Annotated in this window: 27 protein-coding genes; 22 read left to right on the top strand and 5 right to left on the bottom strand. The window is 63.1% G+C overall.

The features are described from left to right. The first annotated feature begins 123 nt into the window (after positions 1 to 123). The 8 genes from arcD to J7655_RS04960 all read left to right on the top strand — a co-directional run bounded on the left by arcD (position 124) and on the right by J7655_RS04960 (position 8,137). Positions 124 to 1,551 (top strand): arginine-ornithine antiporter, encoded by a 1,428-nt coding sequence (gene arcD / locus J7655_RS04995; RefSeq protein ID WP_230926832.1) that lies wholly within the window; start codon positions 124 to 126, stop codon positions 1,549 to 1,551. 15 nt (positions 1,552 to 1,566) lie between these two features. Beyond that, the gene (arcA, locus tag J7655_RS04990) at positions 1,567 to 2,817 is read left to right on the top strand and encodes an arginine deiminase (protein WP_230926831.1); all 1,251 of its coding nucleotides are present in this window, start codon (positions 1,567 to 1,569) and stop codon (positions 2,815 to 2,817) included. An 85-nt stretch (positions 2,818 to 2,902) separates the two neighbouring features. Continuing rightward, positions 2,903 to 3,913, top strand: coding sequence for an ornithine carbamoyltransferase (locus tag J7655_RS04985; protein ID WP_230926830.1), 1,011 nt, complete (start codon positions 2,903 to 2,905; stop codon positions 3,911 to 3,913). A gap of 182 nt (positions 3,914 to 4,095) precedes the next feature. Then, complete coding sequence (gene arcC / locus J7655_RS04980; protein WP_230926829.1) at positions 4,096 to 5,022, top strand: carbamate kinase; 927 nt, start codon at positions 4,096 to 4,098, stop codon at positions 5,020 to 5,022. A gap of 12 nt (positions 5,023 to 5,034) precedes the next feature. Beyond that, the gene (locus tag J7655_RS04975; protein ID WP_230926828.1) at positions 5,035 to 5,400 is read left to right on the top strand and encodes a DUF5064 family protein; all 366 of its coding nucleotides are present in this window, start codon (positions 5,035 to 5,037) and stop codon (positions 5,398 to 5,400) included. A 435-nt stretch (positions 5,401 to 5,835) separates the two neighbouring features. Beyond that, positions 5,836 to 6,642 carry an outer membrane protein OmpK gene (locus J7655_RS04970; RefSeq protein WP_230926827.1) on the top strand — a complete coding sequence of 269 codons (807 nt, stop codon included), beginning with the start codon at positions 5,836 to 5,838 and terminating at the stop codon, positions 6,640 to 6,642. Positions 6,643 to 6,763: 121 nt separating this feature from the next. Beyond that, a complete protein-coding gene (locus tag J7655_RS04965; protein ID WP_230926826.1) occupies positions 6,764 to 7,609 on the top strand; it encodes an EamA family transporter in 846 nt (281 codons plus the stop codon). Between the two features lie 54 nt (positions 7,610 to 7,663). After that, positions 7,664 to 8,137: an LEA/WHy family protein gene (locus J7655_RS04960; RefSeq protein WP_230926825.1), complete on the top strand. Its 474-nt coding sequence runs from the start codon at positions 7,664 to 7,666 to the stop codon at positions 8,135 to 8,137. A gap of 24 nt (positions 8,138 to 8,161) precedes the next feature. Here J7655_RS04960 and J7655_RS04955 read toward each other — a convergent pair whose 3' ends face one another. Further along, on the bottom strand, positions 8,162 to 8,956 hold the full coding sequence (locus J7655_RS04955) for a gamma-glutamyl-gamma-aminobutyrate hydrolase family protein (RefSeq protein WP_230926824.1): 795 nt from the start codon (positions 8,954 to 8,956) through the stop codon (positions 8,162 to 8,164). 465 nt (positions 8,957 to 9,421) lie between these two features. Between J7655_RS04955 and J7655_RS04950 the strand changes: the two genes are divergently transcribed. Then, the gene (locus J7655_RS04950; RefSeq protein ID WP_147811614.1) at positions 9,422 to 9,763 is read left to right on the top strand and encodes a zinc ribbon domain-containing protein YjdM; all 342 of its coding nucleotides are present in this window, start codon (positions 9,422 to 9,424) and stop codon (positions 9,761 to 9,763) included. Between the two features lie 75 nt (positions 9,764 to 9,838). Beyond that, positions 9,839 to 10,558 carry a substrate-binding periplasmic protein gene (locus tag J7655_RS04945; RefSeq protein ID WP_230926823.1) on the top strand — a complete coding sequence of 240 codons (720 nt, stop codon included), beginning with the start codon at positions 9,839 to 9,841 and terminating at the stop codon, positions 10,556 to 10,558. Between the two features lie 10 nt (positions 10,559 to 10,568). Here the strand turns inward: J7655_RS04945 and J7655_RS04940 are convergent, their stop codons facing one another. The 4 genes from J7655_RS04940 to J7655_RS04925 form a co-directional block, all read right to left on the bottom strand. Further along, positions 10,569 to 11,342 carry a hypothetical protein gene (locus J7655_RS04940; protein ID WP_230926822.1) on the bottom strand — a complete coding sequence of 258 codons (774 nt, stop codon included), beginning with the start codon at positions 11,340 to 11,342 and terminating at the stop codon, positions 10,569 to 10,571. 143 nt (positions 11,343 to 11,485) lie between these two features. Next, a complete protein-coding gene (locus tag J7655_RS04935) occupies positions 11,486 to 12,817 on the bottom strand; it encodes a spinster family MFS transporter (protein ID WP_230926821.1) in 1,332 nt (443 codons plus the stop codon). 294 nt (positions 12,818 to 13,111) lie between these two features. After that, complete coding sequence (gene hemH / locus J7655_RS04930) at positions 13,112 to 14,134, bottom strand: ferrochelatase (protein ID WP_230926820.1); 1,023 nt, start codon at positions 14,132 to 14,134, stop codon at positions 13,112 to 13,114. 212 nt (positions 14,135 to 14,346) lie between these two features. Further along, positions 14,347 to 15,249, bottom strand: coding sequence for a TIGR01777 family oxidoreductase (locus J7655_RS04925; RefSeq protein WP_230926819.1), 903 nt, complete (start codon positions 15,247 to 15,249; stop codon positions 14,347 to 14,349). A gap of 190 nt (positions 15,250 to 15,439) precedes the next feature. Between J7655_RS04925 and J7655_RS04920 the strand changes: the two genes are divergently transcribed. From J7655_RS04920 to J7655_RS04865, 12 genes are all read left to right on the top strand, one after another. Beyond that, positions 15,440 to 16,426: an NAD(P)/FAD-dependent oxidoreductase gene (locus J7655_RS04920; protein ID WP_230926818.1), complete on the top strand. Its 987-nt coding sequence runs from the start codon at positions 15,440 to 15,442 to the stop codon at positions 16,424 to 16,426. Then, entirely contained in the window at positions 16,423 to 16,653 is a 231-nt protein-coding gene (locus tag J7655_RS04915; protein WP_230926817.1) for a TIGR02450 family Trp-rich protein, read from the top strand. Before J7655_RS04920 ends, J7655_RS04915 begins: the two co-directional genes overlap by 4 nt. Before the next feature lie 161 nt (positions 16,654 to 16,814). Continuing rightward, entirely contained in the window at positions 16,815 to 17,765 is a 951-nt protein-coding gene (locus J7655_RS04910) for a YbgA family protein (RefSeq protein WP_230926816.1), read from the top strand. A 4-nt stretch (positions 17,766 to 17,769) separates the two neighbouring features. Next, the gene (locus tag J7655_RS04905; protein ID WP_230926815.1) at positions 17,770 to 18,726 is read left to right on the top strand and encodes a MerR family transcriptional regulator; all 957 of its coding nucleotides are present in this window, start codon (positions 17,770 to 17,772) and stop codon (positions 18,724 to 18,726) included. Then, the gene (phrB, locus tag J7655_RS04900; protein ID WP_147811622.1) at positions 18,714 to 20,150 is read left to right on the top strand and encodes a deoxyribodipyrimidine photo-lyase; all 1,437 of its coding nucleotides are present in this window, start codon (positions 18,714 to 18,716) and stop codon (positions 20,148 to 20,150) included. Before J7655_RS04905 ends, phrB begins: the two co-directional genes overlap by 13 nt. Beyond that, complete coding sequence (locus J7655_RS04895; RefSeq protein WP_230926814.1) at positions 20,147 to 20,569, top strand: nuclear transport factor 2 family protein; 423 nt, start codon at positions 20,147 to 20,149, stop codon at positions 20,567 to 20,569. The genes phrB and J7655_RS04895 overlap by 4 nt, the downstream gene beginning before the upstream one ends. Beyond that, complete coding sequence (locus tag J7655_RS04890; protein ID WP_230926813.1) at positions 20,566 to 21,321, top strand: SDR family NAD(P)-dependent oxidoreductase; 756 nt, start codon at positions 20,566 to 20,568, stop codon at positions 21,319 to 21,321. The genes J7655_RS04895 and J7655_RS04890 overlap by 4 nt, the downstream gene beginning before the upstream one ends. Beyond that, entirely contained in the window at positions 21,318 to 22,565 is a 1,248-nt protein-coding gene (locus J7655_RS04885) for an NAD(P)/FAD-dependent oxidoreductase (RefSeq protein WP_230926812.1), read from the top strand. The genes J7655_RS04890 and J7655_RS04885 overlap by 4 nt, the downstream gene beginning before the upstream one ends. Further along, positions 22,565 to 23,365, top strand: coding sequence for a DUF1365 domain-containing protein (locus J7655_RS04880; RefSeq protein ID WP_230926811.1), 801 nt, complete (start codon positions 22,565 to 22,567; stop codon positions 23,363 to 23,365). The genes J7655_RS04885 and J7655_RS04880 overlap by 1 nt, the downstream gene beginning before the upstream one ends. Next, positions 23,352 to 24,626, top strand: a complete 1,275-nt coding sequence (locus tag J7655_RS04875; protein WP_230926810.1) for an SAM-dependent methyltransferase — start codon at positions 23,352 to 23,354, stop codon at positions 24,624 to 24,626. The genes J7655_RS04880 and J7655_RS04875 overlap by 14 nt, the downstream gene beginning before the upstream one ends. Beyond that, positions 24,619 to 25,146 (top strand): DUF2878 domain-containing protein, encoded by a 528-nt coding sequence (locus tag J7655_RS04870; RefSeq protein ID WP_230926809.1) that lies wholly within the window; start codon positions 24,619 to 24,621, stop codon positions 25,144 to 25,146. The genes J7655_RS04875 and J7655_RS04870 overlap by 8 nt, the downstream gene beginning before the upstream one ends. Positions 25,147 to 25,507: 361 nt before the next feature. Next, positions 25,508 to 25,822, top strand: coding sequence for a YkgJ family cysteine cluster protein (locus J7655_RS04865; protein ID WP_128579529.1), 315 nt, complete (start codon positions 25,508 to 25,510; stop codon positions 25,820 to 25,822). Positions 25,823 to 25,985: the final 163 nt, after the last annotated feature.

Here is a 25,985-nt window from a genome sequence, read left to right as displayed (position 1 = left end):
GCTCGACAACGCTTACTACACGGATGTGCGTTGACGAATCCTGAGCATTGATTCAAGTCAGGATGGTCTGCTCGCCAAACGCGCTCAATACCTATGTCCCCTTGTGACACGGAGGTAATTGAGATGTCTGATTCGACGCAAAAACTCCGCCTTGGCGCGCTGATCGCGCTGGTCGTCGGCTCCATGGTCGGCGGCGGTATCTTCTCCCTTCCGCAGAACATCGCGGCCAGCGCCAGCGCGGGTGCCACACTGATCGGCTGGCTGATCACCGGCGTGGGCATGCTGACCCTGGCCTTCGTGTTCCAGACCCTGGCCAACCGCAAACCCGAACTCGACGGCGGCGTATACGCCTACGCCAAGGCCGGTTTCGGCGACTACATGGGCTTCTCCTCGGCCTGGGGCTACTGGATCAGTGCCTGGATCGGCAACGTCAGCTACATGGTGCTGCTGTTCTCCACCCTGGGTTACTTCTTCCCGGTATTCGGTGAAGGCAACACCCTGCCTGCTGTGCTCGGCGCCTCGCTGCTGCTCTGGCTGCTGCACGTTCTGGTGCTGCGCGGCATCAGGGAAGCGGCCTTCATCAACACCGTGACCACCATCGCCAAGATGCTGCCGCTGGCGCTGTTCATCGTCATCGCCGCCATCGCCTTCAAGCTGGACGTCTACACCGCTGACTTCTGGGGCCACGGCAACAGCGAGTTAGGTAGCGTGATGGATCAGGTACGCAACATGATGCTGGTCACCGTCTGGGTGTTCATCGGTATCGAGGGTGCAAGCATCTTCTCGGCCCGCGCCGAGAAACGCAGCGACGTGGGCAAGGCCACGGTACTTGGCTTCGTCGGCGTACTCCTGCTGCTGGTGCTGGTCAACGTGCTCAGCCAGGGCATTCTGGCCCAGGCCGAACTGGCCGGGCTGAAAAATCCGTCCATGGCTGCCGTGCTGGAGCAGGTGGTCGGCCCCTGGGGCGCCAAGCTGATTTCCATCGGCCTGATCGTCTCGCTGGCCGGGGCCCTGCTGTCGTGGACGCTGCTGTGCGCCGAGATTCTCTTCGCCAGTGCGCGCGATCACACCATGCCGGCGTTCCTGCGCAAGGAGAACGCCAACCACGTTCCGGCCAATGCGCTGTGGCTGTCCAACGGGCTGATCCAGCTGTTTCTGATCATCACCCTGTTCAACGCCTCCACCTACCTCAGCCTGCTGTACCTGGCCACCTCGATGATCCTGGTGCCGTACTTCTGGTCGAGCGCCTACGCGGTATTGCTGGCCGTGCGCGGCGAGACCTACGAGAACGCCGCCGGCGAGCGCAACAAGGATCTGCTGATCGCAGGCATCTCCACCCTGTATGCGCTGTGGCTGGTGTATGCCGCCGGCGTGCAATACCTGCTGCTCTCGGCGCTGCTCTATGCCCCTGGCGCAATCCTTTTCGCCAAGGCCAAGCGCGAACTGGGGCAGCCCATTTTCACCGGCCTGGAAAAACTGATTTTCGTCGCCGTGCTGATCGGTGCCGCCATTGCCGCCTACGGGCTGTATGACGGCTTCCTGAGTCTGTAAGAGAAGGAGTTCGACATGTCCAAGAAGCCCCTCGGCGTTCATTCCGAAGCCGGCAAACTGCACAAGGTGATGGTCTGTTCGCCAGGCCTCGCCCACCTGCGCCTGACCCCCGCCAACTGCGACGAACTGCTGTTCGATGATGTGCTCTGGGTGTCGCAGGCCAAGCGCGACCACTTCGACTTCATGACCAAGATGCGCGAACGCGGCGTCGAAGTGGTGGAGATGCACAACCTGCTGGAAGAGACCGTCAGCGACCCCAACGCGCTGAAGTGGATTCTCGACCGCAAGATCACCCCCAACAGCGTCGGCCTCGGCCTGCAGAACGAAGTGCGTTCCTTTATCGAAGGACTGGAGCCACGCAAGATCGCCGAGTTCCTCATCGGTGGCGTATCCGGCGCCGATCTGGTCAAGCACAAGGATTCCGAGGCAGCGAAGATGTTCAACGCCTACCTCGGCGAAGCCAGCTTCATCTTCCCGCCGCTGCCCAACACCCAGTTCACCCGGGACACCACCTGCTGGATCTATGGCGGCGTCACCTTGAATCCCATGTACTGGCCGGCGCGCCGCCAGGAAACCCTGCTCGCCAGCGCCATTTACAAGTTCCACCCGGACTTCGCCAATGAGCCCTTCGAGATCTGGTACGGCGACCCGGACCAAGAGCACGGCTCGGCCACTCTGGAAGGCGGTGACGTGATGCCCATCGGCAATGGCACCGTGTTGATTGGCATGGGCGAACGCAGCTCGCACCAGGCCATCGGCCAGGTAGCGCGCGCACTGTTTGCCAAGGGCGCGGCAGACAAGGTCATTGTCGCCGGCCTTGGCCGCTCACGCGCGGCCATGCATCTGGACACCGTGTTCAGTTTCTGCGACCGCGACCTGGTGACCATCTTCCCGGAAGTGGCCAACAGCATCGTGCCCTTCATTCTGCGTCCGGACGAGAGCCGCCCAGGCGGCATCGACGTACGCCGCGAGGACAAACCCTTCGTCGATGTGGTTGCCGAATCCCTCAACCTGAAAAAACTGCGTGTAGTGGAAACCGGTGGCGACGCCTACGAGGCCGAACGCGAGCAGTGGGACGACGGCAACAACGTGGTCTGCCTGGAACCCGGCGTGGTCATCGGCTACGACCGCAACACCTACACCAACACCCTGCTGCGCAAGGCCGGCGTCGAGGTCATCACCATCAGCGCCAGCGAACTGGGACGCGGCCGTGGCGGCGGCCACTGCATGACCTGTCCGATCATCCGCGACCCCATCGATTACTGATCACCCAGCCCACCCCTCTCCCCCCGAGAGAGGGGCCGGGGGTGAGGGGCGTCCCTCGCACAGCATTCTCAACGGAGAAAGAACCATGGCGTTCAACATGCACAACCGCCACCTGCTCAGCCTGATGCACCATAGCACCCGCGAGCTGCGCTACCTGCTCGACCTGTCACGCGACCTCAAACGCGCCAAGTACACCGGCACCGAGCAGCAGCACCTGACCCGCAAGAACATCGCGCTGATCTTCGAGAAGACTTCGACCCGCACCCGCTGCGCCTTCGAAGTGGCAGCCTACGACCAGGGGGCCAACGTTACCTACATCGACCCCAACTCCTCGCAGATCGGCCACAAGGAAACCATGAAGGACACTGCCCGCGTACTCGGGCGCATGTATGACGCCATCGAGTACCGCGGCTTCAAGCAGGAGATCGTCGAGGAGCTGGCCAAGTATGCCGGCGTGCCGGTGTTCAACGGCCTGACCGATGAGTACCACCCGACGCAGATGCTCGCCGATGTGCTGACCATGCGCGAGCACAGCGACAAGCCGCTGCACGACATCGCCTACGCCTACCTGGGTGATGCGCGCAACAACATGGGCAACTCGCTGCTGCTGATCGGCGCCAAGCTCGGCATGGACGTGCGCATCGCCGCGCCCAAGGCACTGTGGCCGAGCGACGAGCACGTCGCCGCCTGTAAGAAATTCGCCGAAGAAAGCGGCGCACGCATCCTGCTCACCGAAGACCCGAAGGCAGCGGTCAAGGGCGTGGATTTCGTTCACACCGACGTCTGGGTTTCCATGGGTGAGCCGGTCGAGGCCTGGGGCGAGCGCATCCAGGAACTGCTGCCCTATCAGGTCAACGCCGAGATCATGAAGGCCGCCGGTAATCCGCGGGTGAAATTCATGCACTGCCTGCCCGCCTTCCACAACAGCGAGACCAAGGTTGGCAAGCAGATCGCGGAGAAGTACCCGCACCTGGCCAACGGCATCGAAGTCACCGAGGACGTCTTCGAGTCGCCCTGGAACATCGCCTTCGAGCAAGCGGAGAACCGCATGCACACCATCAAGGCGATTCTGGTGGCGACCCTGGCTGATATTTAGGTCGACGTAGCCCGGATGCAATCCGGGGATGAGCTTGTCTCCCCTCTCCCATTTATGGGAGAGGGGCCGGGGGAGAGGGTCTGACCGGCAACACAGCCATGTAGCCCGGATGAAATCCGGGAACGACCTGTTCCACTACCCCGGATTGCATCTGGACTACGAACACGAACAAGGAGAACAGCATGCGACTCGTCATCGCCCTGGGCGGCAACGCCCTGCTTCGTCGCGGCGAAGCCATGACCGCAGAAAACCAACGTGAGAACGTACGTATCGCCTGCGAGCAGATCGCCAAGGTGGCACCCGATAACGAGCTGGTGATCGCCCACGGCAACGGCCCGCAGGTCGGCCTGCTGGCCCTGCAGGGTAACGCCTATGACGCCGCCAACCCCTACCCGCTGGACGTGCTCGGCGCCGAGACAGAAGGCATGATCGGTTACATGATCGAACAGGAGCTGGGCAACCTGCTGCCCTTCGAAGTGCCCTTCGCCACCCTGCTCACCCAGGTGGAAGTGGATAGCGCCGACCCGGCGTTCAAGAACCCAACCAAACCCATCGGCCCGGTCTACGGCAAGGAAGAAGCCGAACGCCTGGCCGCCGAGAAAGGCTGGACTATCGCCCCGGACGGCGACAAGTTCCGCCGCGTAGTGGCCAGCCCACGTCCGCAACGCATCTTCGAGATCCGCCCGATCAAATGGCTGCTGGAAAAAGGCAGCGTGGTGATCTGCGCCGGTGGCGGCGGCATTCCCACAATGTACGACGGCAACCAGCTACGCGGCGTCGAGGCAGTAATCGACAAGGATCTGTGCTCGGCACTGCTGGCCGAACAGCTCAACGCCGACCTGCTGGTGATCGCCACCGATGTCGACGCCGCCTATGTCGACTGGGGCAAACCCACGCAGCGATCCATCGCCGAAGCCCATCCCGATGAAATCGAGAAACTCGGCTTCGCCGCAGGTTCCATGGGACCTAAGGTACAGGCTGCCTGCGAGTTCGCGCGTAATACCGGCAACAGTGCAGTGATCGGCTCGCTGGAAAACATCGAAGCCATCGTCCAGGGCCGTTCCGGCACGCGCATCAGTCTGGACGCCAAGGGCATCATCCATCGCTGAGAGGGCACGAGCATGTTCACCCCTGGTCACCTGCACCGCGACAACCACGACCGCCCCGAGCATATGCGCCAACTGCCGCCCTTCTCAGTGGACTTCTACTACGAAGTCCGCCAGGACCCGCAGCAGGGGCCGATGCTGCACATGCGCCTGGTCGGCGAGGTGGACGGCAGGCCTTTCGAGGAAACCTTCGAACTGCACCGCGACGTCGCCTTCAACTTCGCCAGCGTCGCCACCCGCATCGCCGCCCGCCATGGCCTGCCCCCCAACGCCAGCCCGGTAATGCGCGGCCACGACGAATACGACAAGGTATTCGCCGATATCCGCGCCAAGCTGCACGCCAAACCAGGCGAGCCGGTGAACCTCGACCACGTGCTTTGACCCAGTTCCGCGCTACGTGCGCCCAACCCTGGGTGCGCGCTGCTGCGCTCACGCAGCGTCAAGGATCCGCAACTGGCCGATCAACTGCTCAAGACCACTCGCGCACAACTGCTCGCCAGGACAGCAACCCGCAAAATCTGAACGCGCATCAGCCGAACCGCCCCGCCCCGACGAGGTAGCACACGGGGAGTGCCAGGGCTCACCTGTTTCCGGCCAAGCCACCCATGGCGCACCCAGCTCTGGCTTTTTGTCCTGAAGGTCAGGAAAAGTGCAACGAAAAGCCCTTGATCGACGGCAATCCCCCGTGTATCCGATTGATTTGCATTGAATATGCGCAATGAAGAGAATTGGCGCCGTTTTTGCCTTGGCAGTACCAACCTGACTGCACAGACAGGTTCATAACCATAACGACACGACGCCCATCAGGAGCCCCCGATGAACCGCACATTCTCTTACTCGATCCTGGCCGCCGGTCTCCTGGCAGGCGGGCAAGCCGTTGCCAGTGATCTGCTGCAGTGGCAGAACAACAGCCTGACCTACCTGTATGGCCAGGACTACAAGATCGACCCGGAAATCCAGCAGACCATCACCTTCGAACATGCCAGCGGCTGGAGCTTCGGTGACCTGTTCTTCTTCACCGACCTGATCAAGTACAACACCGATGCCAAGAACGGCAACGGCGACGGCCACACCTACTACGGCGAATTCAGCCCGCGCCTGTCGTTCGGCAAGATCAGCGGTAACGATCTGTCCTTCGGCCCGGTCAAAGACGTGCTGCTGGCCTTCACCTACGAATTTGGCGAGAAGGATGTCGATGCCCTCCTGCTCGGCCCGGCGGTCGACCTGGACATCCCCGGCTTCGATTACTTCCAGCTCAATACCTACCTGCGCAAACCGACCAGCAGCCGTCCTGGCAAGAACGTCTGGCAGATCACGCCGGTCTGGAGCTACACCATCCCGGTTGGCGAATCCGATGTGGTCATCGATGGTTTCATCGACTGGGTCGTGGACAACGACGAGAACCGCCGTGGCGAATACCAGGCCAACCTGCACTTCAACCCGCAGATCAAGTACGACCTGGGCAAGGCCATGAAATGGGGCGAGAAGCAGCTTTACGTCGGTATCGAGTACGACTACTGGAAGAACAAGTACGGCATCAAGGACGGCGGCTTCGTCAGCGACAACTTCGTCGGCTCCACCAACCAGAACACCGCCAGCCTGCTGGTCAAGGCGCATTTCTAAACACCGTTAAGCCCTCCGTTGGACCGAGGTCGCAGCCACTTGCGACCTTCGGCCAATGCCACCGACGCGCCAGGCATGCTTAGCTGCCTGGCATCACCAGACCTTCACCCAAGGATGGACGATGCCACCGCGTATCCTACTGCTGACCTGTCTTGCCATGCTGGCCTTCGCCGGCAACTCGCTGCTGTGCCGCCTGGCGCTGCGTGAAACCGACATCGATGCCGCCAGTTTCACCGCCATCCGCCTGCTCTGTGGTGCCGCGACCTTGTGGATACTGCTGAAACTGCGGCAAGGCACGCAGCCCATGGCCGGCAACTGGCCTGGCGCCCTGGCGCTGTTCACCTATGCAGCGGCGTTTTCCTTCGCCTACCTGCAACTGGATACCGGCATTGGCGCCCTTCTGCTGTTTGGCGCAGTGCAGTTGAGCATGCTGCTGTGGGGCCTGCTGCGGGGCGAACGCCTGGGCACGGCTGCCAGCCTCGGCACGGCACTGGCCACGGCTGGGCTGCTGGCACTCTTGCTACCGGGCGCCAGCGCGCCGCCGCTGCTGGCGGCGTTGCTGATGCTGTTGGCCGGCGTGGCCTGGGGCACGTATTCACTGCTCGGGCGCGGCCTGGGTGATCCGTTGGCGGTGACCGCCGGCAACTTCCTGCGTGCGGCGCCCCTGGCCATAGTGCTGGCATTGGCGCTGCTGCCACAGCTGGACTGGGACGGCCCCGGTCTGCTCTACGCCCTGCTGTCGGGCGCACTGACCTCCGGCGTCGGTTACGCCATCTGGTACAGCGCACTGCCAGGTTTGCGCGCCAGCCAGGCCGCCACGGTACAGCTGAGCGTGCCGATTCTCGCTGCGCTCGGCGGCAGCCTGCTGCTGAACGAAGCGCTGAGCCTGCGCCTGATGCTCAGTGCCGCTGCCGTGCTCGGCGGCATCGCGCTGGTGCTGAGTGCCAAACAACGAGCCGGGAGCTAATCATGCGGGCAGCGGTCTTCTATGCTGAGCCCATCGAGTTTCAGGAAGACCGCCATGCATCGCCTGCTTCGCCTCTGCCTCATCTGCCTGTTGCTGGCAGGCCTCAGCGCCTGCGCCAGCCTGGGCAACCATGATCCGCTACGGGTCGATCTGGTCGGCCTGGAGCCCCTGCCCGGCCAGGGTCTGGAGGTACGTTTCGCGGTCAAGCTGCGGGTACAGAACCCCAACGACAGCGCAGTGAGCTTCAACGGCATGGCGCTGGAGCTGGATGTGAATGGCCAGCCACTGGCCAGTGGCGTCAGCGACCAGAGCGGCAGCGTGCCGCGTTTCGGCGAGACGGTAGTGAGCGTACCGCTGAGCATCTCGGCATTTTCAGTGATGCGCCAGGCCTGGGGGGTGGCCGGCTATCAACCCGGCCAGGAAGTGCCCTACAGGCTGAGCGGCAAACTCGCCGACGGCCTGTTCGGCACCCGACGCTTCAGCGACAACGGCACCCTCAACTGGCCGCAGCCGCCAAGCCCCTACTGATAAGGGCCAGCGGCTGCACCTGGCTCAGGCAGCCTGACGGCTGTTACGCGTGGCCATGCGGCGGTGACAGGCGTCACCGAAGGCCTGAAAGATCTTCACCGAATCCGGGTTCAGGGCGGCCTGCCATTCCGGGTGCCACTGCACCGCAAACAGGAAGGGCGACCGGCTCGGCGCATGCACCGCCTCGATCAGGCCATCCTCGGCGGTAGCCAGCACTTCCAGACCCTTGCCCAAGTTACGGATGGCCTGGCCATGCAGGGAGTTGACCTGAATCTCGTCCTTGCCCAGCAACTCGGCGAACCAGCTACCGGGCACAGGGCGTACGCTGTGACTGGCGGCGTACTGCACCTCGACCGGATCTTCGGGATTCTCGCGATGATCGTTGAAACCCGGCTCGGCGTAGACCTTCTGATAAATGTCGCCGCCCAGCGCCACGTTGATTTCCTGCATGCCACGGCAGATGCCGAAAATCGGCAGGCCACGGGCAATAGCCGCCTTGATCAACGGCAGGTCGAACAGGTCACGGTCGCGGTCCTGGCCCTTGTTCGGCGTTTCGTTTTCCTGGCCGTACAGCGCCGGGTCGATATTGCTGCCGGCACCAGTCAGGTACACGCCATCGGCCATGTCCAGGTACTGTTCGAGATCACCGACGCCGCAGCAGGTAGGCACCAGCACCGGTACGCAAGCGGAGAACTCGACCAGAGGCTGGATGTATTTGTGCGTCATGACTTGATAGTCGTGGCCCTTGCGCTCTTGAGCGCCCATGGACATCAACACGACAGGCTTGCGAGGGGTATTGCGATTCTTGTTGTCGGACATACGTCACCTTGGGACAGGCCGGGCCTGTCGTTGCTGTGCAGACCGCAGGCCAGCAGAACACTCTGCTGTAGCACTGGCGGCCTGTTTGGCTAACCCCGTGCACCGAGACTCATCCTGAGCCTGAGTGCCGCCTTCCGACGGCGGCTCGAACCGGGTCAGCTCCATCCGGAGCGGGGCTGCAGCGAAGCTACCCGTTACCCGGTTCGGCAACGGAATCTGCAGTCAGTCTGCCCGAGGCGTAAAATATGTCAAACGAAACCGTGTAAATCTTTCTGACCGCGCCGTCACCAATTCCCGGCAAACGCCCTTCATCAGGCGCAAAGCGATGACCCAAGGCTTATCCAGCACAGATGAAAAGTCCAATATTCAGAACACCTACACTCCAAGCACTGCCCATCCTAGAGCGGCGCAGACGCACAAAACCCTATATAATCTGCGGTTTATCATCAGCCCCGAGGACGCCCCTTGACCGCTCTGCCGCCCTGCCCCAAATGCAACTCCGAATACACCTACGAAGACGGCGATCAACTGATCTGCCCCGAATGCGCCCACGAATGGAAGGCCGGCGAGAGCGCCGAGAGCACTGACGACGCGCGCGTGATCAAGGACTCGGTCGGCAACCTGCTGCAGGACGGCGACACCATCACCGTGATCAAGGACCTCAAGGTCAAGGGCTCGTCACTGGTGGTCAAGGTCGGCACCAAGGTGAAGAACATCCGCCTGGTCGACGGCGATCACGACATCGACTGCAAGATCGACGGCATTGGCGCGATGAAGCTCAAGTCGGAGTTCGTGCGCAAGGTGTGATCCGACAGCACATTGCGCGCATTCCTCATGAAACTTGGCTAGCCTCAGGGAAGGCCCGTCATGAGGAACGCCGCCATGCGCTATCCGTTGCTCGCCCTACTGCTTCTGAGCACATCGCTGGCCGCACAGCCCTGGCGTGTCGTGGGCGACGAACAGTTCGCCCCGTACAGCTTCGTGACTGCCGAGGACGATACCCCGCGCGGGCTCGATGTCGAGTTGGTCGATGCGGTGTTGCGCGAAGCACAGGTGCCCTACGAAATCCGCCTGTATCCCTGGGAGCGGGTCAAGCGCATGCTTGATCGCGGCGAGGTGCAGATGGCCTTCCAGTTCGCCGGCACACCGCAGCGCCAGGCACAATACGAACTGGTCGGCCCACTGCGCAGTGGCGCCACGGTATTCATGACCACCGCCAAGACGGCGATCAGCGACTGGCAAACGCTCGATGACCTGTCGCCCTACGTGATCGGCCAGGTACGCGGCTATGCCTATGAAGAAAACTTCGACCGCGCCGACCTGGCCCGCGATACCAGCGCACAGAATCCACGGCAGCTGGTTTCCATGCTGCTGGCCGGGCGCATCGACATCATCGTCGGCGATCAGGCCCAACTGCTCTACTTCATCCGCGAACAGCGTGCCCAGGAGCAGGTGCGTGCACTGCCACGCCCGCTGATTCAGATGCCGCGTTTCGTCACCTTCGCCAAAGGTGACACTGAACGCGCCCGGCTGTTTTCCGAAGCGCTGGTACGTCTGCGCAACACCGGCAAACTGGATGAGATTCAGCGCCGCTGGCAGTGATGCCGATGCGTTACTGCACCGGCAGGAAATTCAGCAAAAACAGGCTTTGTGCGTAGTTGGCCCCCATGCGCCGGTAGCGCTCTTCGAGCACATGGGTGAGCAGATCGAGGCGCGCCACCATCTTGCCGAACTCCACCGCGTAACTGATGTTATTACCCTGCTCGGAAAACTCGTTGGACAACAACAGCGGCCTGCCTGTGGCGTCGCGCCGCTGCGAGAGCATCCAGCTGGCCTTTTCCAGGTTGCGTGCGGCGTTATGGATGAACTGTGCATTGAAGCTGTCGGTCAGGTAGAACTCGGTACGCCCACCATGCGCGGTGACCAGCATGCTGCCGACGGCATAGGTAAAGGCCGCCACACGGTCGCCCTGGAAAGCCGGACTCAGCGCGTAATCCAAAGCGGCGACATCGCGCCGACCGCCCAGACTTGGCCAATCCTGATTGTGCTCGATGGCATAGTGGATGGCGCGCTCGGCAGCGGCCGCATCAGGCAGGGCGTTCTTGCGCCATTCGCGCGGGTTGCGCTGGTACAACTTGTTCATCAGCCGGTACAGGCTGTTGAGGTTGTTGCGCATGGCCAGGGTTGCCATACGATCGACATCGGTCTGCAGCACTTCGGCGGGCTTGAGCGGGCTGCGGGTATGCACGATCGAGTCGTTATCCAGGCGACCGCTGCAGCCGCTCACCAGCCACAGTACGATCAGCCCCGGCAGCGTGATGCGCAGCCGAAGCGACGAAATGTTGGTTGAGCTGCCCCATGCAGCAGACGCTGGCCTCGCTCCCATGCTGAGGTTCCCTGGCTGGCACGCACCCCAATGGCGCGCGCAACATTCAGAACCTCAGTAAAGCGCAAAAATTCCATGCTGCCTGTGGTCTGGCGCATAAACCGTGCCGATCAATCCTCGGCACGGCAGAAAAATGCGCCGGATCAGGCCGGATTGGCCGCCCATTGCTGCAGCCGCGTCACGCTCTCACGGTAGGGTTTGAGGCTCTTGGCCAGCAGAATGATCGACATCAGCACCGCCAGGGTGGTGACGATCAGCAGCGAATAACGCAGGGCAGCGTCATCGGCGAAGACGAAGTCAGTGACCAGCGCCACCGCAGTCGGCCCAATGCCCAGGCCGATCAGCGTGATGACGAACAGATAGATCGCCGACGCCTGCCCGCGCATCGAGTTGGGCATGATCTCCTGGATCGCCGCAGGCGCCACGCCAAACGGCATGCTCAGGAAGAATACTGTCGGCGCCATCAGCACGCTGGCCCAGAAGGCCGTATCCATCAGCGGGAACAGCACCACCATCGGCAGGGCCCCCAGGGCTGAAAAAAGACCGACACGCATGTTGGCGTCGCTGCGCCCGCGCTTGGCCATCCAGTCCGCCAGACGCCCACCGAAGACGATACCCAGGCAACCGAATACCGCAACGATGCTGCCATAGACCATGCCGACCTGACTGGCGTCCCAGCCATAGGTACGAATGTAGAAAGTCGGCACCCAGGCTGAACTGCCGTAACCGGCAAACGCCAACCCGGCAAAACCGAAATTATGCAGCAACACGGTACGGCGATTGGCGCGAATGTAGCGCCCCACTTCGCTGAGCGGCACCGCCACGCCAGCACCGGCACCGCGTCGAACCGGCTCCTTGATGGCCAGCATCAGCAGGGTGAAGAATACGCCCGCTACGCCGAGAATCAGGAAGATCAACTGCCAGGGGCGCACCTCACCCAACAGCGGCAGGGTCACGTCGCCCTGCGCCGAGGCGAACTGAATGACCAGGCCACCAACCAGAAAGGCCAGGCCCGAGCCCAGATAAACACCCATGGAATAGACACTGATGGCCGTAGCGCGACGCTCGGCAGGGAAACTGTCGGCAATCAGCGAATAGGCCGCAGGCGACAACGCGGCCTCGCCCACGCCCACACCAATGCGGCACAGCAGGAACTGCCAGTACATCTTGGCCATGCCGCAAGCGGCGGTGGCGGCACTCCAGAACAGGATGCCCACGGCGATCAGCCCACGGCGGCTGCGGGTATCGGCCACACGCCCGAGGGGAATACCGCACACGGTATAAAACAAGGCGAACGACAGCCCCATCAGCAGGCTCATCTGCGTATCGTTGATCGCCAGATCACGACGGATAGGCTCGACCAGCAGGTTGAGAATCTGCCGGTCAACGAAGGACAGAACATACGCCACCATCAGGATGACGACGGTGACCCAGGCTCTGGCACTGGAGGGATAGCCGTTATTGTTGTTATGCACGGTCGCTCTCCTCGGCACCGCAGAACGCGATGCGTGGCGGTTGAATTGAGCGACAAGCTTAGGACGATATAAACGCTGGTGAGTATCACCCAAAGACGTTATCAGGCCGGCGAATGCTTCATACCCGCCGGGGCGAATGGTTTACTAGCAATATGCAATCGGCGCTCAGCGGGTATTGCGAGTCTGGAGCCGGCTTGCCGGCGATGCTTGTTGAGCGGATCGCCGGCAAGCCGGCTCCTACCGGTCAATGCCTGGCCGCTATTAGCCGCAGCGCCTGTTTACCTGAACAGGCGCTCAGAGCATCAGCGGTGCGCGCTCGCAGAGCCCCTTCAAGGCCGCCGCCCAGTCGGGATGGTCGTTCAGGCACGGCACCAGTTGCAGGCTCTCGCCACCTGCCTCGACGAACTGCTCACGGCCACGGTCGCCGATTTCCTCGAGGGTCTCGATGCAGTCGGCAACGAAGGCCGGGCACATGACCAGCAGCTTCTTCACGCCCTGTGCGGCCAACTCATCGAGACGGGTTTCGGTGTAGGGCTCGATCCACTTGTCACGCCCCAGACGCGACTGAAAGCTCACCGACCACTGCTCCGGGCGCAGGCCCATGCGCTGGGCGAACAGCTCGGCACTGCGCATGCACTGCGCGCGGTAACACTTGGCCAGTACCTGGGGCGACGCCGTACGACAGCAATCCGGCCCTTTCAGGCAGTGCCCGGTGGCGTCCAGCTTGCGCAGGTGGCGCTCCGGCAGACCATGGAAGCTCAGCAGCAGATGATCGAAATCATGCTCGAGATAAGGCCTGGCACTGGCCACCAGGGCGTCGAGGTACTCCGGCTGGTCGTAGAACGGCGGCAGCGTCGACAGGCGCATGTCCAGCCCCTGCTCGCGTACCACCCGCTTGACCTCTTCGATCACCGTGGTGGTGGTGCTGTCGGCGAACTGCGGATACAACGGCGCCAGGGTCACCTGACGAATGCCCTGCGCAGCCAGGCGCTGCAGGGTCGACTCGATGGACGGCTCGCCGTAGCGCATGGCCAGCTCCACCGGGCCATGCTGCCAGTGGGCCTTCATCGCCTCCTGCAAGCGACGGCTGATGACCACCAGCGGCGAGCCTTCCTCCCACCAGATCGAGGCATAGGCATGTGCCGACGCGGCCGGACGCTTGATCAGAATCAGCGACACCAATAGCCGACGCAGCGGCCAGGGCAGATCGACCACGTAGGGATCCATCAGGAACTGATTGAGGTAACGGCGAACATCAGCGACTTCGGTGGACGCGGGCGAACCCAGGTTTACCAGCAACAATGCGTGATCGGTCATGCGAAATCCCAGCAAGCTTTTGAAATACGTTAGCGAGGCAACCAGTGCAAGCGCAACGACCATCGGGAGTAACAGCCGAAGGCTGGCCCGAAGGGCGAGCGCCAGTGAATCAAGACAGGCGAGGAAGCGGAGTTTACGTCTTGTAAATGAGCATTCCGAGCCTGTTTTTAACGCTGCAATGGCAACGCAGGTAGTTTTGCAACTGCCTGCGGTCAGTGATGGCCCAATAGATCGGCTAGTGCCACGTCCAGATGGGTGAAACGAAAACTGAAACCCGCCTCCAGCAGGCGGGTCGGCATGGCGCGCTGACCGCCCAGAAGCAACTCGGACATTTCCCCGAGCCCCGCGCGCAAAATGAAGGCCGGTGCCGGCAACAGGGCCGGACGGCTCAGCGCCTGCCCCAGTGCCTTGCTGAACTCGGCGTTGCGCACCGGGATTGGCGCGCAGGCATTATAAGGACCGCGCGCGTCATCTTGCTGCAAGAGAAAATCGATCAGACCGATTTGATCGGCGATATGAATCCATGGCATCCATTGCCGCCCATCGCCGATGCGCCCGCCCAGACCAAGCTTGAACGGCAGCAGCAGGCGTTTGAGCATGCCGCCATCGGGGCTCAACACCAGCCCTGTACGAATCAGCACCACGCGCATACCCAGTTCTTCGGCACGCCGCGCGGTTTCTTCCCAGGAGCCGCACAGCTGCGCCGCGAAATCCTCGGTCACTGGCTGCGCAGCCTCACTCAGCTCACGCTCACCGCCATTGCCGTACCAACCCACCGCCGAGCCTGACAGCAATACGGCCGGGCGCTGCGTGCGGCCCTGCAGCCAGCTCAGCAACTGCTCGGTCAGACCAACACGGCTGGACCACAGCAGCGCCTTGCGCTTGCTGCTCCAGGGCCGGTCGGCGATGGGCGCACCGGCCAGATTGATCACTGCATCCAACGGTTCTTCACCCAGCTCTTCGAGCCGGGCAATAGCCTTGACGCCTGCACCACAAAGACGTGCAACCTTGCCAGGTTCACGACTCCAGACGGTCAGTTGGTGACCCTGTGCAGCCCAGTGTGCGCACAGTGCTCGACCGATCAGACCGGTACCGCCGGTCAGCAGGATATGCATGGCATCGTCCTCGCATGGCAATGGAAGAAACTTCATCTTTAGTCTGGTGCATGACGGGCATACCTGCTGCGTCTGTCCTAAACCTAAAGAAGGGAGTGCCACTTTCGGCGGCAGCTATACATGAAAACACTCTTGTATAGCTTTTGTCCAAACCTTAGCCTGTATAGCATTCAGCGCTGACGAGGTAATCATGAACGCACCCATCGCCATCATTGGCACCGGCATCGCAGGGCTCTCCGCCGCACAGGCGCTGCATGCCGCTGGCCAGCATATCGAACTGTTCGACAAAAGCCGTGGCAGCGGCGGGCGCATGGCCAGCAAACGCAGCGATGCCGGCAGCCTGGACCTTGGCGCGCAATACTTCACTGCCCGTGACCGCCGCTTCGTCGAGGTGGTACAGCAATGGCAGGCCCGTGGCTGGGTCGCCGAATGGCAACCGAGCCTGTACAACGCGCGGGACGGCCAGCTCAGCGCCTCGCCGGACGAACAGGTACGCTGGGTCGGCAACCCGCGCATGAGCGCCATCACCCGCGCCATGCTCGGCGCCCTGCCGGTCAAATTCAGCTGCCGCATCAGCGAAGTGTTCCGGGGTGATCGCTACTGGAGCCTGCTCGATGCCGAAGGCAACAGCCACGGCCCCTACAGCCATGTCATCGTCGCCACCCCCGCGGCGCAAGCCAGTGCGTTGCTGGCTGCCGCACCCAAGCTGGCCGGTGCCGCCGCCAGCGTGATCATGGACCCGACCTGGGCCGTTGCACTGGTCTTCGACAGCCCGCTGGACACGCGCGTCGAAGGTTGCTTCGTGCAGGACAGCCCGCTCGACTGGCTGGCGCGCAACCCGAGCAAGCCTGGCCGCGAGAACCACCTCGATACCTGGATCCTGCACGCCAGCAGCGCCTGGAGCCGCCAGCACCTTGATCTGCCCAGGGAAGCGGTGATCGAACACCTGCATGGCGCTTTCGCCGAACTAATCGGCTGCGCCGTGCCGCCACCCAGCTTCACCCTCGCCCACCGCTGGCTCTATGCCCGCCCGGCACAGGCGCATCAGTGGGGCGCACTGGCCGATGCCGACCTGGGCCTGTACGCCTGTGGCGACTGGTGCCTGTCCGGCCGGGTCGAGGGCGCCTGGCTCAGCGGCCAGGATGCTGCGCGCCGTCTGCTCGAGCACCTGCAATGAACACACCGCCCAAGCGTCGCCTCAACCCGCGCAAATTGCTGCTGTCGAAATGGACGGCCGCACAACCGCAGAACCGCGAGCGTCACTTCCTGGTCACCGAACTGATCCGCGACGAAGAGGACAACATCCTCGGCGTCGAGCTGCAGGCTGTACTGACCCAGCGCAGCCAGCAACTGGACTGGCGCCAACTGCAGGACAGCGAGCGCTGGCTGCAGGGCTGGCGCTGAAGCCAGCAGCGCCATGCAACGGCGTCAGGGCGACGCCGTTGCCGCACACACAAAGCAACAGCAAAGCTATACAAAGCATTTGACTTGTATAACCACGCACCTATGATAGACACAAGTTGTACATCAGCAACTTTGTGTACAAGATCTAGAGAGGTCAGGTTATGCAAGCGAGCAAAGCCAAACTAGGTATCAGCGCCTGCCTGCTGGGCGCCGAAGTCCGCTACAACGGCGGCCACAAGCTGTCGCGCCTGTGCAGCCGCAGCCTGACCGAGCACTTCGACTTCGTCCCGGTCTGCCCCGAAGTCGGCATCGGCATGAGCATCCCGCGCGAGCCGATTCGTCTGGTGGGCGACCCGCAGGCACCACGCGCCGTCGGCACCGTCGACCGCTCGCGTGATGTCACCGACGCCCTGGCCGCCTACGGCGAGCGCATGGCCAGTGAACTGCAGGGCATCAGCGGCTACATCTTCATGCAGCAGTCACCCTCCTGCGGGCTGGAGCGGGTCAAGGTCTACCAGGAAGGCGGACGCCCGAGCGAACCGGGCCGCGGTATCTTCGCCGCCGCCTTCTGCGCCCGCCACCCCGACCTGCCGGTAGAAGAAGACGGCCGCCTGAACGATCCGGTACTGCGCGAGAACTTCATCACCCGCGTCTACGCCCATGCCGAGTGGCAACGCCTGTTGCAGCAGGGGCTCACCCGCCGCGCGCTGATCGCCTACCACTCGCGCTACAAGTACCTGCTGATGGCCACCGACCCGCTGCGTTACAAGTCCCTCGGACGCATGCTCGGCAACATTGCCCAGCATGATCTCGGCGAGCTGGCCCCCCGCTATTTCAGTGAGCTGATGAGTGCCCTGAAAAAATGCGCCACCCGCCGCACCCACAGCAACGTGCTGCAGCATCTGAGCGGCTACCTGAAACGCGCGCTCAGTGCCGACGAAAAGCAGGAGATGCAGCAACTGATCAGCCAGTACCGCGACGGTATCGTGCCGCTGGTGGTGCCCATGACGCTGCTCAAGCATCACTTCCGCCGCCATCCGGATCGCTATATCGCCGGGCAGGCCTATATGCAGCCGCACCCCGAACCCCTCGCCCTGCGCAACGCATTGTGACGCCATGACCCATGAAACCATGATCGATGAAGACAACGGCCACGATTACCTTCAGGCCATCGATGAGGGCTACCTGCCGATTCGTGAGGTGTCACGCAGCACCGGCATCAATGCCGTCACCCTGCGCGCCTGGGAGCGTCGTTATGGCCTGATCGTGCCGTACCGCACACCCAAGGGTCACCGCCTCTACTCGCCAGCCAACCTCGAACGCATCCATGCCATCCTCGCCTGGCTGGCGCGCGGCGTAGCGGTTGGCCAGGTCAAGGCCCTGCTCGACCACGGCCAGATACCGCAGGCACCCAGCACCGACAATTGGTCGCGCCAGCGCAACGAATTGCTCGGCTGCATCATCCAGCTCAATGAACGGCGCCTGGACGACCGCTTCAACTCGGCCCTGGCGCTCTACCCCACCAGCACCCTGGTCGAGCAGTTGCTCTGGCCATTGCTCGGTGATCTGCGCCAGCGCTGGCAGGGCCAGTTCGGCGCACGCGCCGAGCAGGTGTTCTTCCTGTCCTGGCTACGCAGCAAACTGGCAACGCGGATCTACCACAGCAACCGCCAGGTGGGGGGTGCCCCGTTGCTGCTGATCAACCTCGGCGAAGCGCCGATGGAGCCCGGTCTATGGCTGTGCGCCTGGCTGGCCAGCGCCAGCGACTGCCCGGTGGAAGTGTTCGATTGGCCACTGCCGCCCAATGAAATGCTGACCGCGCTGGAGCACATCGAACCGCGCGCGTTACTGCTGTATGCCGAAGAAGCGCTGGATGGCACCCTGGTGCGCCGTCAACTGCCGCGCCTGGCCGAGCAATGCACGGTGCCGATGCTGCTTGCCGGCCCCGCCGCTCACATTCATCGCGATGCACTGGCTGAGCTGCAGTCAGCCAGTGATCCACTCGCCGCCCATGCCTGGCTCCTGAACCACGGCCTGCTTGGCGCCAAAGAGGTCATTCCATGCAACAGTTGATGTGGTTTCGCAGCGACCTGCGCACCCAGGACAACACCGCACTGAGCCAGGCAATGAGCAGCGGCGCGACCATCGCCCTGTATCTCGTCACGCCTGGCCAGTGGCAGCGCCATGACGATGCACCGAGCAAGGTGGACTTCTGGCTGCGCAACCTGGTCGAGCTGAGCCAGGCGCTGGCCAGGCTCAATGTGCCGCTACTGGTGCGCCAGTGCCATGACTGGCAGGAAGTCCCCGCGCAAGTGGCCGAAGTCTGCCACGAGCACAACATCAGCGCCGTCCATGTCAACGAGGAGTACGGCATCAACGAGAGTGTGCGCGACCAGCATGTCGCCGCCTACCTCGGGCAGCAGGCCATCGCCTGGCACAGCCACCTCGACCAAATCTTCTTCAAGCCTGGCAGCGTTCTGACCCGCTCGGGCGGCTACTTTCAGGTCTACAGCCAGTTCCGCAAGGTCTGCTACGAGCGTCTGCACAGCGCACTGCCGGCGGTGATCGGGCAACCGCAAGCACAAGCGCCTCTGCCCGTCAGCAGCGATGCCATCCCCGCAGCCGTCGACGGCTTCGCCCCTCCCAGCGACAGCCTGCGCCTGCTCTGGCCTGCCGGCGAGCAGGCAGCCCTGCAACGCCTGCAGCGCTTTGCCGACGAGCAGGTGCTGTTCTACAAGGACGAACGCGACTTCCCGGACAAACCCGGTACCAGCCAGCTGTCCGCCTACCTCGCCGCGGGTGTGCTCTCCCCCCGGCAGTGCCTGCATGCGGCGCTCGCCGCCAACCAGGGTGAGTTCGACAGCGGCAATCCCGGTGTCGTCACCTGGATCAACGAGCTGCTTTGGCGCGAGTTCTACAAACACATTCTGGTCGGCTACCCACGCGTCTCGCGCCACCGCGCCTTTCGCCTGGAAACCGAAGCCGTGCCATGGCGCCACGCTCCGCAGGAGCTGGCCGCCTGGCAGGAAGGCCGCACCGGCTTGCCGATCATCGACGCCGCCATGCGCCAGTTGCTGGCAACCGGCTGGATGCACAACCGTCTGCGCATGATCGTGGCCATGTTTCTGACCAAGAACCTGCTGATCGACTGGCGCGAGGGCGAGCGCTTCTTCATGCGCCACCTGATCGACGGCGACCTGGCCGCGAACAACGGCGGCTGGCAGTGGAGCGCGTCCACCGGCACCGATGCGGCGCCCTACTTCCGTATTTTCAATCCGATCAGCCAGTCGCAGAAATTCGACCCCGACGGCCACTTCATCCGCCAGTGGGTGCCGGAGCTGGCCGGGCTGAACAAACGCGACATTCACGATCCATCCTCACTCGGTGGCCTGTTCGCGCCGTCGGGCTATCCGCGCCCGATCGTCGACCTGTCACGCTCGCGTGAGCGCGCCCTGGCGGCATTCAAGAACCTCTCGGCGCAGGAGGTGCCGGCATGAACCTGTTCCTGCAGGATTTTGCCGAGCGTTTCGCCACGCTCAACAGGGACAACCTCGAACTGCTCGGCGAGCTGTACAGCGACGACGTGCTGTTCCGTGATCCGCTGCATGAGGTACGCGGCCTGCCGGCGGTGCATCGCTATTTCTCCGAGCTCTACGCCAATGTCGAGGCGCTGCGCTTCGAGTTCCATGGCTTCGATCAGGTCGCAGAGGGCGAAGGCTACCTGCGCTGGATCATGCGCTATCGCCATCCGCGCCTGCGTGGAGGGGCCGAGATTGCCGTCGAGGGCTGCTCGCACCTGCTCTGGCATGAGCGCGTCTACCAGCATCGCGACTATTTCGACGCGGGCGCCCTGCTCTACGAACATCTACCGCTACTGGGCAATGTCATTGCCTGGCTGAAAAGGAGACTGGCATGAAACGCATCTGGCTGACCGGTGCCAGCAGCGGCATCGGCGCTGCCCTAGCCGAAGAACTGCTCAAGGCCGGCCACCAGCTGGCGTTGAGCGCACGCAGCAGTGGCCCGTTGCAGGACTTCGCCACGCGCTATGGCGAGCAGGTACTGGTCGCCCCCGGTGACCTGACCGACGCCGAACAGGTGCGTGCCATCGGCGAACGTATCGCCCAGCAGTGGGGCGCACTCGATTGTGTGATTCTCAATGCCGGCACCTGCGAATACGTCGAGGTGCGCGAGTTCGAGGCAGCGATGATCGAGCGCGTGGTCAAGGCCAACTTGTTCTCTGCCAGCTACTGCATCGAAACCGCCTTACCGCTGCTGCGCCAGGGCAACCGTCCGCATCTGGTCGGTGTGGGCAGCTCGGTCACCTTCATGCCGCTGCCGCGTGCCGAGGCCTATGGTGCGTCCAAGGCCGCCATGCGTTACCTGCTGCAGACGCTGCGCGTCGATTTGGCCAGCGAAGGCATCGACGTCACCCTGGTCAGCCCGGGCTTCGTCGACACCCCGCTGACACAGAAGAACGACTTCCCGATGCCCATGCGCTGGCCAGTCGAGCGTGCAGCCCGGCACATCGCCGAGCGCCTGGACAAGCGCCCGCATGAAATCGCTTTCCCTACTCCCTTTATTGCCATACTCAAGCTACTCGGCAGCCTGCCGAGCGGCTTGCAACTGGCCATAGGTCGCCGCCTGGCGCGTAACGAGGACAATGCATGAAAATCGCCATCGTCGGCAGTGGTATCGCCGGCCTGACCTGTGCCTACCTGCTCAACCGTCAGCACGACATTCAGGTGTTCGAAGCCAGTGACTGGATCGGCGGCCACACCCACACCGTCGACGTAGAGGTGCAGGGCCGCAGTTATGCCATCGATACCGGCTTCATCGTCTTCAACGACTGGACCTACCCGAACTTCATCCGCCTGCTGGAGCAGCTCGGCGTCGGCTTCAAGCCCACCGAGATGAGCTTCTCGGTCAGCGACCCGGTCAGCGGTGTGGAGTACAACGGCCACGACCTCAACACCCTCTTCGCTCAGCGCAGCAACCTGCTGTCACCGGCGTTCTGGGGCATGCTGCGCGACATCCTGCGTTTCAACCGTCAGGCGCTGGACGACCTGGCCAACAACCGCATCGACGCCGACACCACCCTCGGCCAATACCTCGACAGCAATGGTTATGGCCGGCGTTTCATCGAGCACTACATCGTGCCGATGGGCTCGGCCATCTGGTCGATGTCGCTGGCCGATATGCTCGGCTTCCCGCTGCAGTTCTTCGTGCGCTTTTGCAAGAACCATGGCCTGCTCTCGGTCAGCGACCGCCCGACCTGGCAGGTGATCGAAGGCGGCTCGCGCAGCTACGTGGCACCCTTGACCGCCAGCTTCGCCGAGCGCATCCGCCTCAACTGCCCGGTCAGCCGCGTCGTCCGTGATCAGGATGGCGTCACCGTGCACAGTGCTGCCGGTGCCGAGCGTTTCGACAAGGTGGTCTTCGCCTGCCACAGTGACCAGGCGCTGGCGCTGCTCGAACAGCCGAGCACGCAGGAGCACGAAATCCTCGGCGCAATGCCCTACGCCAACAACGACGTGGTGTTGCATACCGACACGCGCCTACTGCCCAAGCGCAAGTTGGCCTGGGCCAGCTGGAACTATCGCCTCGGCGGGCCAAGCGATCAGCCAGCAGCGGTCACCTATGACATGAACATCCTGCAGGGCATCGACAGCGACACCACCTTCTGCGTCAGCCTCAACCAGACGGCCGCCATCGACCCGAACAAGATTCTCGCGCGCTTCCAGTACGCCCACCCGCAGTACAGCCTGGCCGGCACCGTGGCGCAGGGGCGCTGGGAAGAATTGCTCGGCGCCCAGCACACCTACTACTGCGGCGCCTACTGGGCCAACGGCTTCCATGAAGACGGCGTGGTCAGCGCGCTGCGCGTGGCCCGTGCCTTCGGAGAGACCCTCTGATGCACAGCGCCCTGTACAGCGGCTGGGTGCTGCATCGCCGCTTCGCCCCGCGCGCCCATGCCTTTCGCTATCGCATGGGCCTGCTGTACCTCGACCTCAGTGAGCAGGCGCAACTGTTCGCCCTGTCAACGCTGGCAGGTGCCGGCCGCTGGTCGCCCTTCGCCTTCCGCGAGAGCGACTACCTGCCCGAGTTCACCCGCCAGGGCATGGCGCTGCATGAAGCCGTGCGCAATCGCGTTGAGGAAGCACTGGGCACACGTCCGCAAGGGCGCATCTGCGTGCTGACGCAACCGCGCAGTTGGGGCCTGGCCTTCAACCCGGTGAGCATCTTCTATTGCCATGACGCCGAGCAGCGGCTGATGGCGATTCTCTGTGAAGTCAGCAATACGCCGTGGCGCGAACGCTATCACTACGTACTGCCGGCCAACGGTGAAGGGCGCCACCAGGTCAGCGTCGACAAGGCCTTTCACGTTTCCCCCTTCCTGCCGCGCGAGCTGGAATACCGCATGAGTTTCAGCCCCGTGGGCGAGCGCCTCGGTGTACACATGGCCGACTGGCAAGGCGAAACCAAGATGTTCGACGCCAGCCTCAGCCTGCAACGCACAGCGCTGGACCGCACCAGCCTGCACCGCTATCTGCTCAGTTTCCCCTGGATGACCGGCAAGACCCTGGCCGCCATCTACTGGCAGGCACTGCGCCTGCTGCTCAAACGCATCCCGATTTTCGACCACAAGCCTGCACAGGGCAGCTTTCGAGTCGCCCGCCCGCACGTCAAGGACATGCCCCATGAAGAGCTCTAGCCTGACCTCCACCAGAAGCCTGGTACGCAGTGGCAACGGCATTGGTGCCGGCCTGTTGCGGCGTGCCGTATTGCGCCAGCTACAGAACCTGCATCACGGCCTGCTGGTGATCCACGAAGCCGGTGACAGCCTGCACTTCGGCAACCCGCAGGCCCATCTGCGCGCCGAAATCACCGTGCATGACCCCGCCGTCTGGGGGCTGGTTGCCGGCAACGGTTCGATTGGCTCGGGTGAAGCCTATATCCACGGCTACTGGAGCACGCCGGATCTGACGGCGGTGATCCGCATCTTCGTCGCCAACCTCGACGTGCTGGACGCCATGGAAGGTGGCCTGGCGCGTCTGGGCCGGCCGTTGATCCAGGGGCTGCACTGGCTCAATCGCAATACCCGGCAAGGTTCGCGGCGCAATATCGCCGCCCACTACGACCTGGGTAACGACCTGTTCGAGCAGTTCCTCGACCCGACCATGATGTACTCGGCGGCCATGTTCCGCAGCGCAGAAGACAGCCTGGAACAGGCGCAGCTCAACAAGCTCGAACGCATCTGCCAGAAACTTGCCCTGCAGCCCAGCGATCACCTGCTGGAAATCGGCACCGGCTGGGGCAGCATGGCCATCTATGCCGCCACGCATTACGGCTGCCGCGTGACCACCACCACGCTGTCGCGCGAGCAGCATGCGCATACCGCACGCCGTATCCGCGAGCTGGGTCTGGAAGATCGCGTCACCCTGCTGCTGGAGGACTACCGCGACCTCCAGGGCCAGTACGACAAGCTGGTCTCCATCGAGATGATCGAAGCCGTCGGCCATCGCTTCCTGCCCACCTACTTCGAGCAATGCGCGCACCTGCTCAAGGATGACGGGCTGATGCTGCTGCAGGCCATCACCATTCGCGACCAGCGCTACGAGCAGGCCTGCAAGTCGGTGGACTTCATCCAGCGCTACATCTTCCCCGGCGGCGCGCTGCCCTCGATGCACAAGATGCTCGATGTCATCACCCGGCATACCGACTTCAACCTGCACCACATGGAAGACTTCGGCCTGCACTACGCACGCACCCTGCGCCTGTGGCACGACAACCTGGGCCACGCCAGGCAGCGCCTGGAGCAACTGGGCTACGACGACTACTTCTATCGCCTGTGGGAGTTCTACCTCTGCTATTGCGAAGGCGGCTTCCTCGAACGCACCATTGGCACCGCACAACTGCTGCTGGCCAAACCAGGCGCCCGCCCTGCCCCTCTGTTAGGAAACTTCGATGCCTAAGCTGATCGCCAATGCCCTTCTGTTCCAGCTTGGCTGGCTGGTCTGCGTCTTCGCAGGCGATAGCCCCTGGCTGCTTGTCGTGGCGGTGATTATGGCCGTGCACCTGCTGTGGATCAGCAGTTGGGCGGCCGAAGGCAAACTGCTGCTGAGCGTGTTTCTCGCCGGCAGCGCGCTGGACAGTTTTCTGCTCAACCTCGGCGTGTTCGACTTCGGCGAAGAGCGCCAGCTAATTCCTTTATGGCTGGCCTTGCTCTGGCTGCTGTTGGCCAGCACCCTCAATCACTGCATGGCCTGGACCGCTCAGCCCTGGTGGCGAGGCAGCCTGCTCGGGGCGATTGCTGCGCCGCTGTCCTACTACGGCGGCGCCAAGATCGCCGGCGTCGAGCTGCCGCTGGGCACCTGGCCGACCCTGGCGATTTTCGCAGGCGTCTGGGCGGTGGTGATGCCGGTATTGCACGGCTTCGCCAAACTCTACCGCACGCAATACGAACAAAGCCTGCGCAGCCGCCAATCGGCCTGACGGCTAGCCTCCGCAGGAGCGGCGCCCCGCTGCGAACCAAGCGGCGCGCCCAAAAACGCTTCGCCCCGAGGCGGGGCTCCTACGACAAGCACCAATGCCCACGCGTGTAGGAGCGGTGCCCCGCCGCGAACCAGGCGGCGCGGCCCCAAAACGCTTCGCCCCGAGGCGGGGCTCCTACGACAAGCACCAATGCCCGTGTGTAGGAGCGGCGCCCCGCCGCGAACCAGGCGTCACGGCCCAAAAACGCTTCGCCCCGGGGCGGGGCTCCTACGGAAAGCGGCTTGCGGCCTGCTGCACTGTCCGCTGCACCTTGTCAGCCCAAGCCCCCGCGTATCCACTGCATGGCGTACACTGCCACGCAATGAGCCAGACCATTGCCCATACCCAACTGCCCACCGAACCCGAGATCAGTTGCAGCACCTGCGCAGCCTGCTGTTGCCAGCTGGAGGTGATGCTGCTCGGCGACACTGGCGTGCCGCAGCGCTACATCGACACCGATGACTGGGGTGGCGAGGTCATGCGCCGCCTGGACGACGGCTGGTGCATCGCACTCGATCGCGACACCATGCGCTGCACCATCTACGCACAACGCCCGCTGATCTGCCGCGAGTTCGAACTCGGCGCCGCCGAATGCCTGGAAGAACGGCGCGGCATTGCCACCGCCTACAGCCAGTAACATTTTATGTATGAATTTTAATGCTGAGTAAGTGCATTTCTATAAATACATAACGATCAACCATGAAGGAACACCCTGGCTCAACACCGAGCCATTTCAGTGCACCAGCACCAATCCAGTGCATTGCTTGGCCGCACTTTATGGCTTGATATCAAAAAAATAG

The sequence above is a fragment of the Pseudomonas wenzhouensis genome (assembly GCF_021029445.1).
GTDB classification, from domain to species: Bacteria; Pseudomonadota; Gammaproteobacteria; order Pseudomonadales; family Pseudomonadaceae; genus Aquipseudomonas; species Aquipseudomonas wenzhouensis.
Note: the sequence above shows the minus strand (reverse complement) of the source record. Positions and strands in the feature narration are given on the sequence as shown.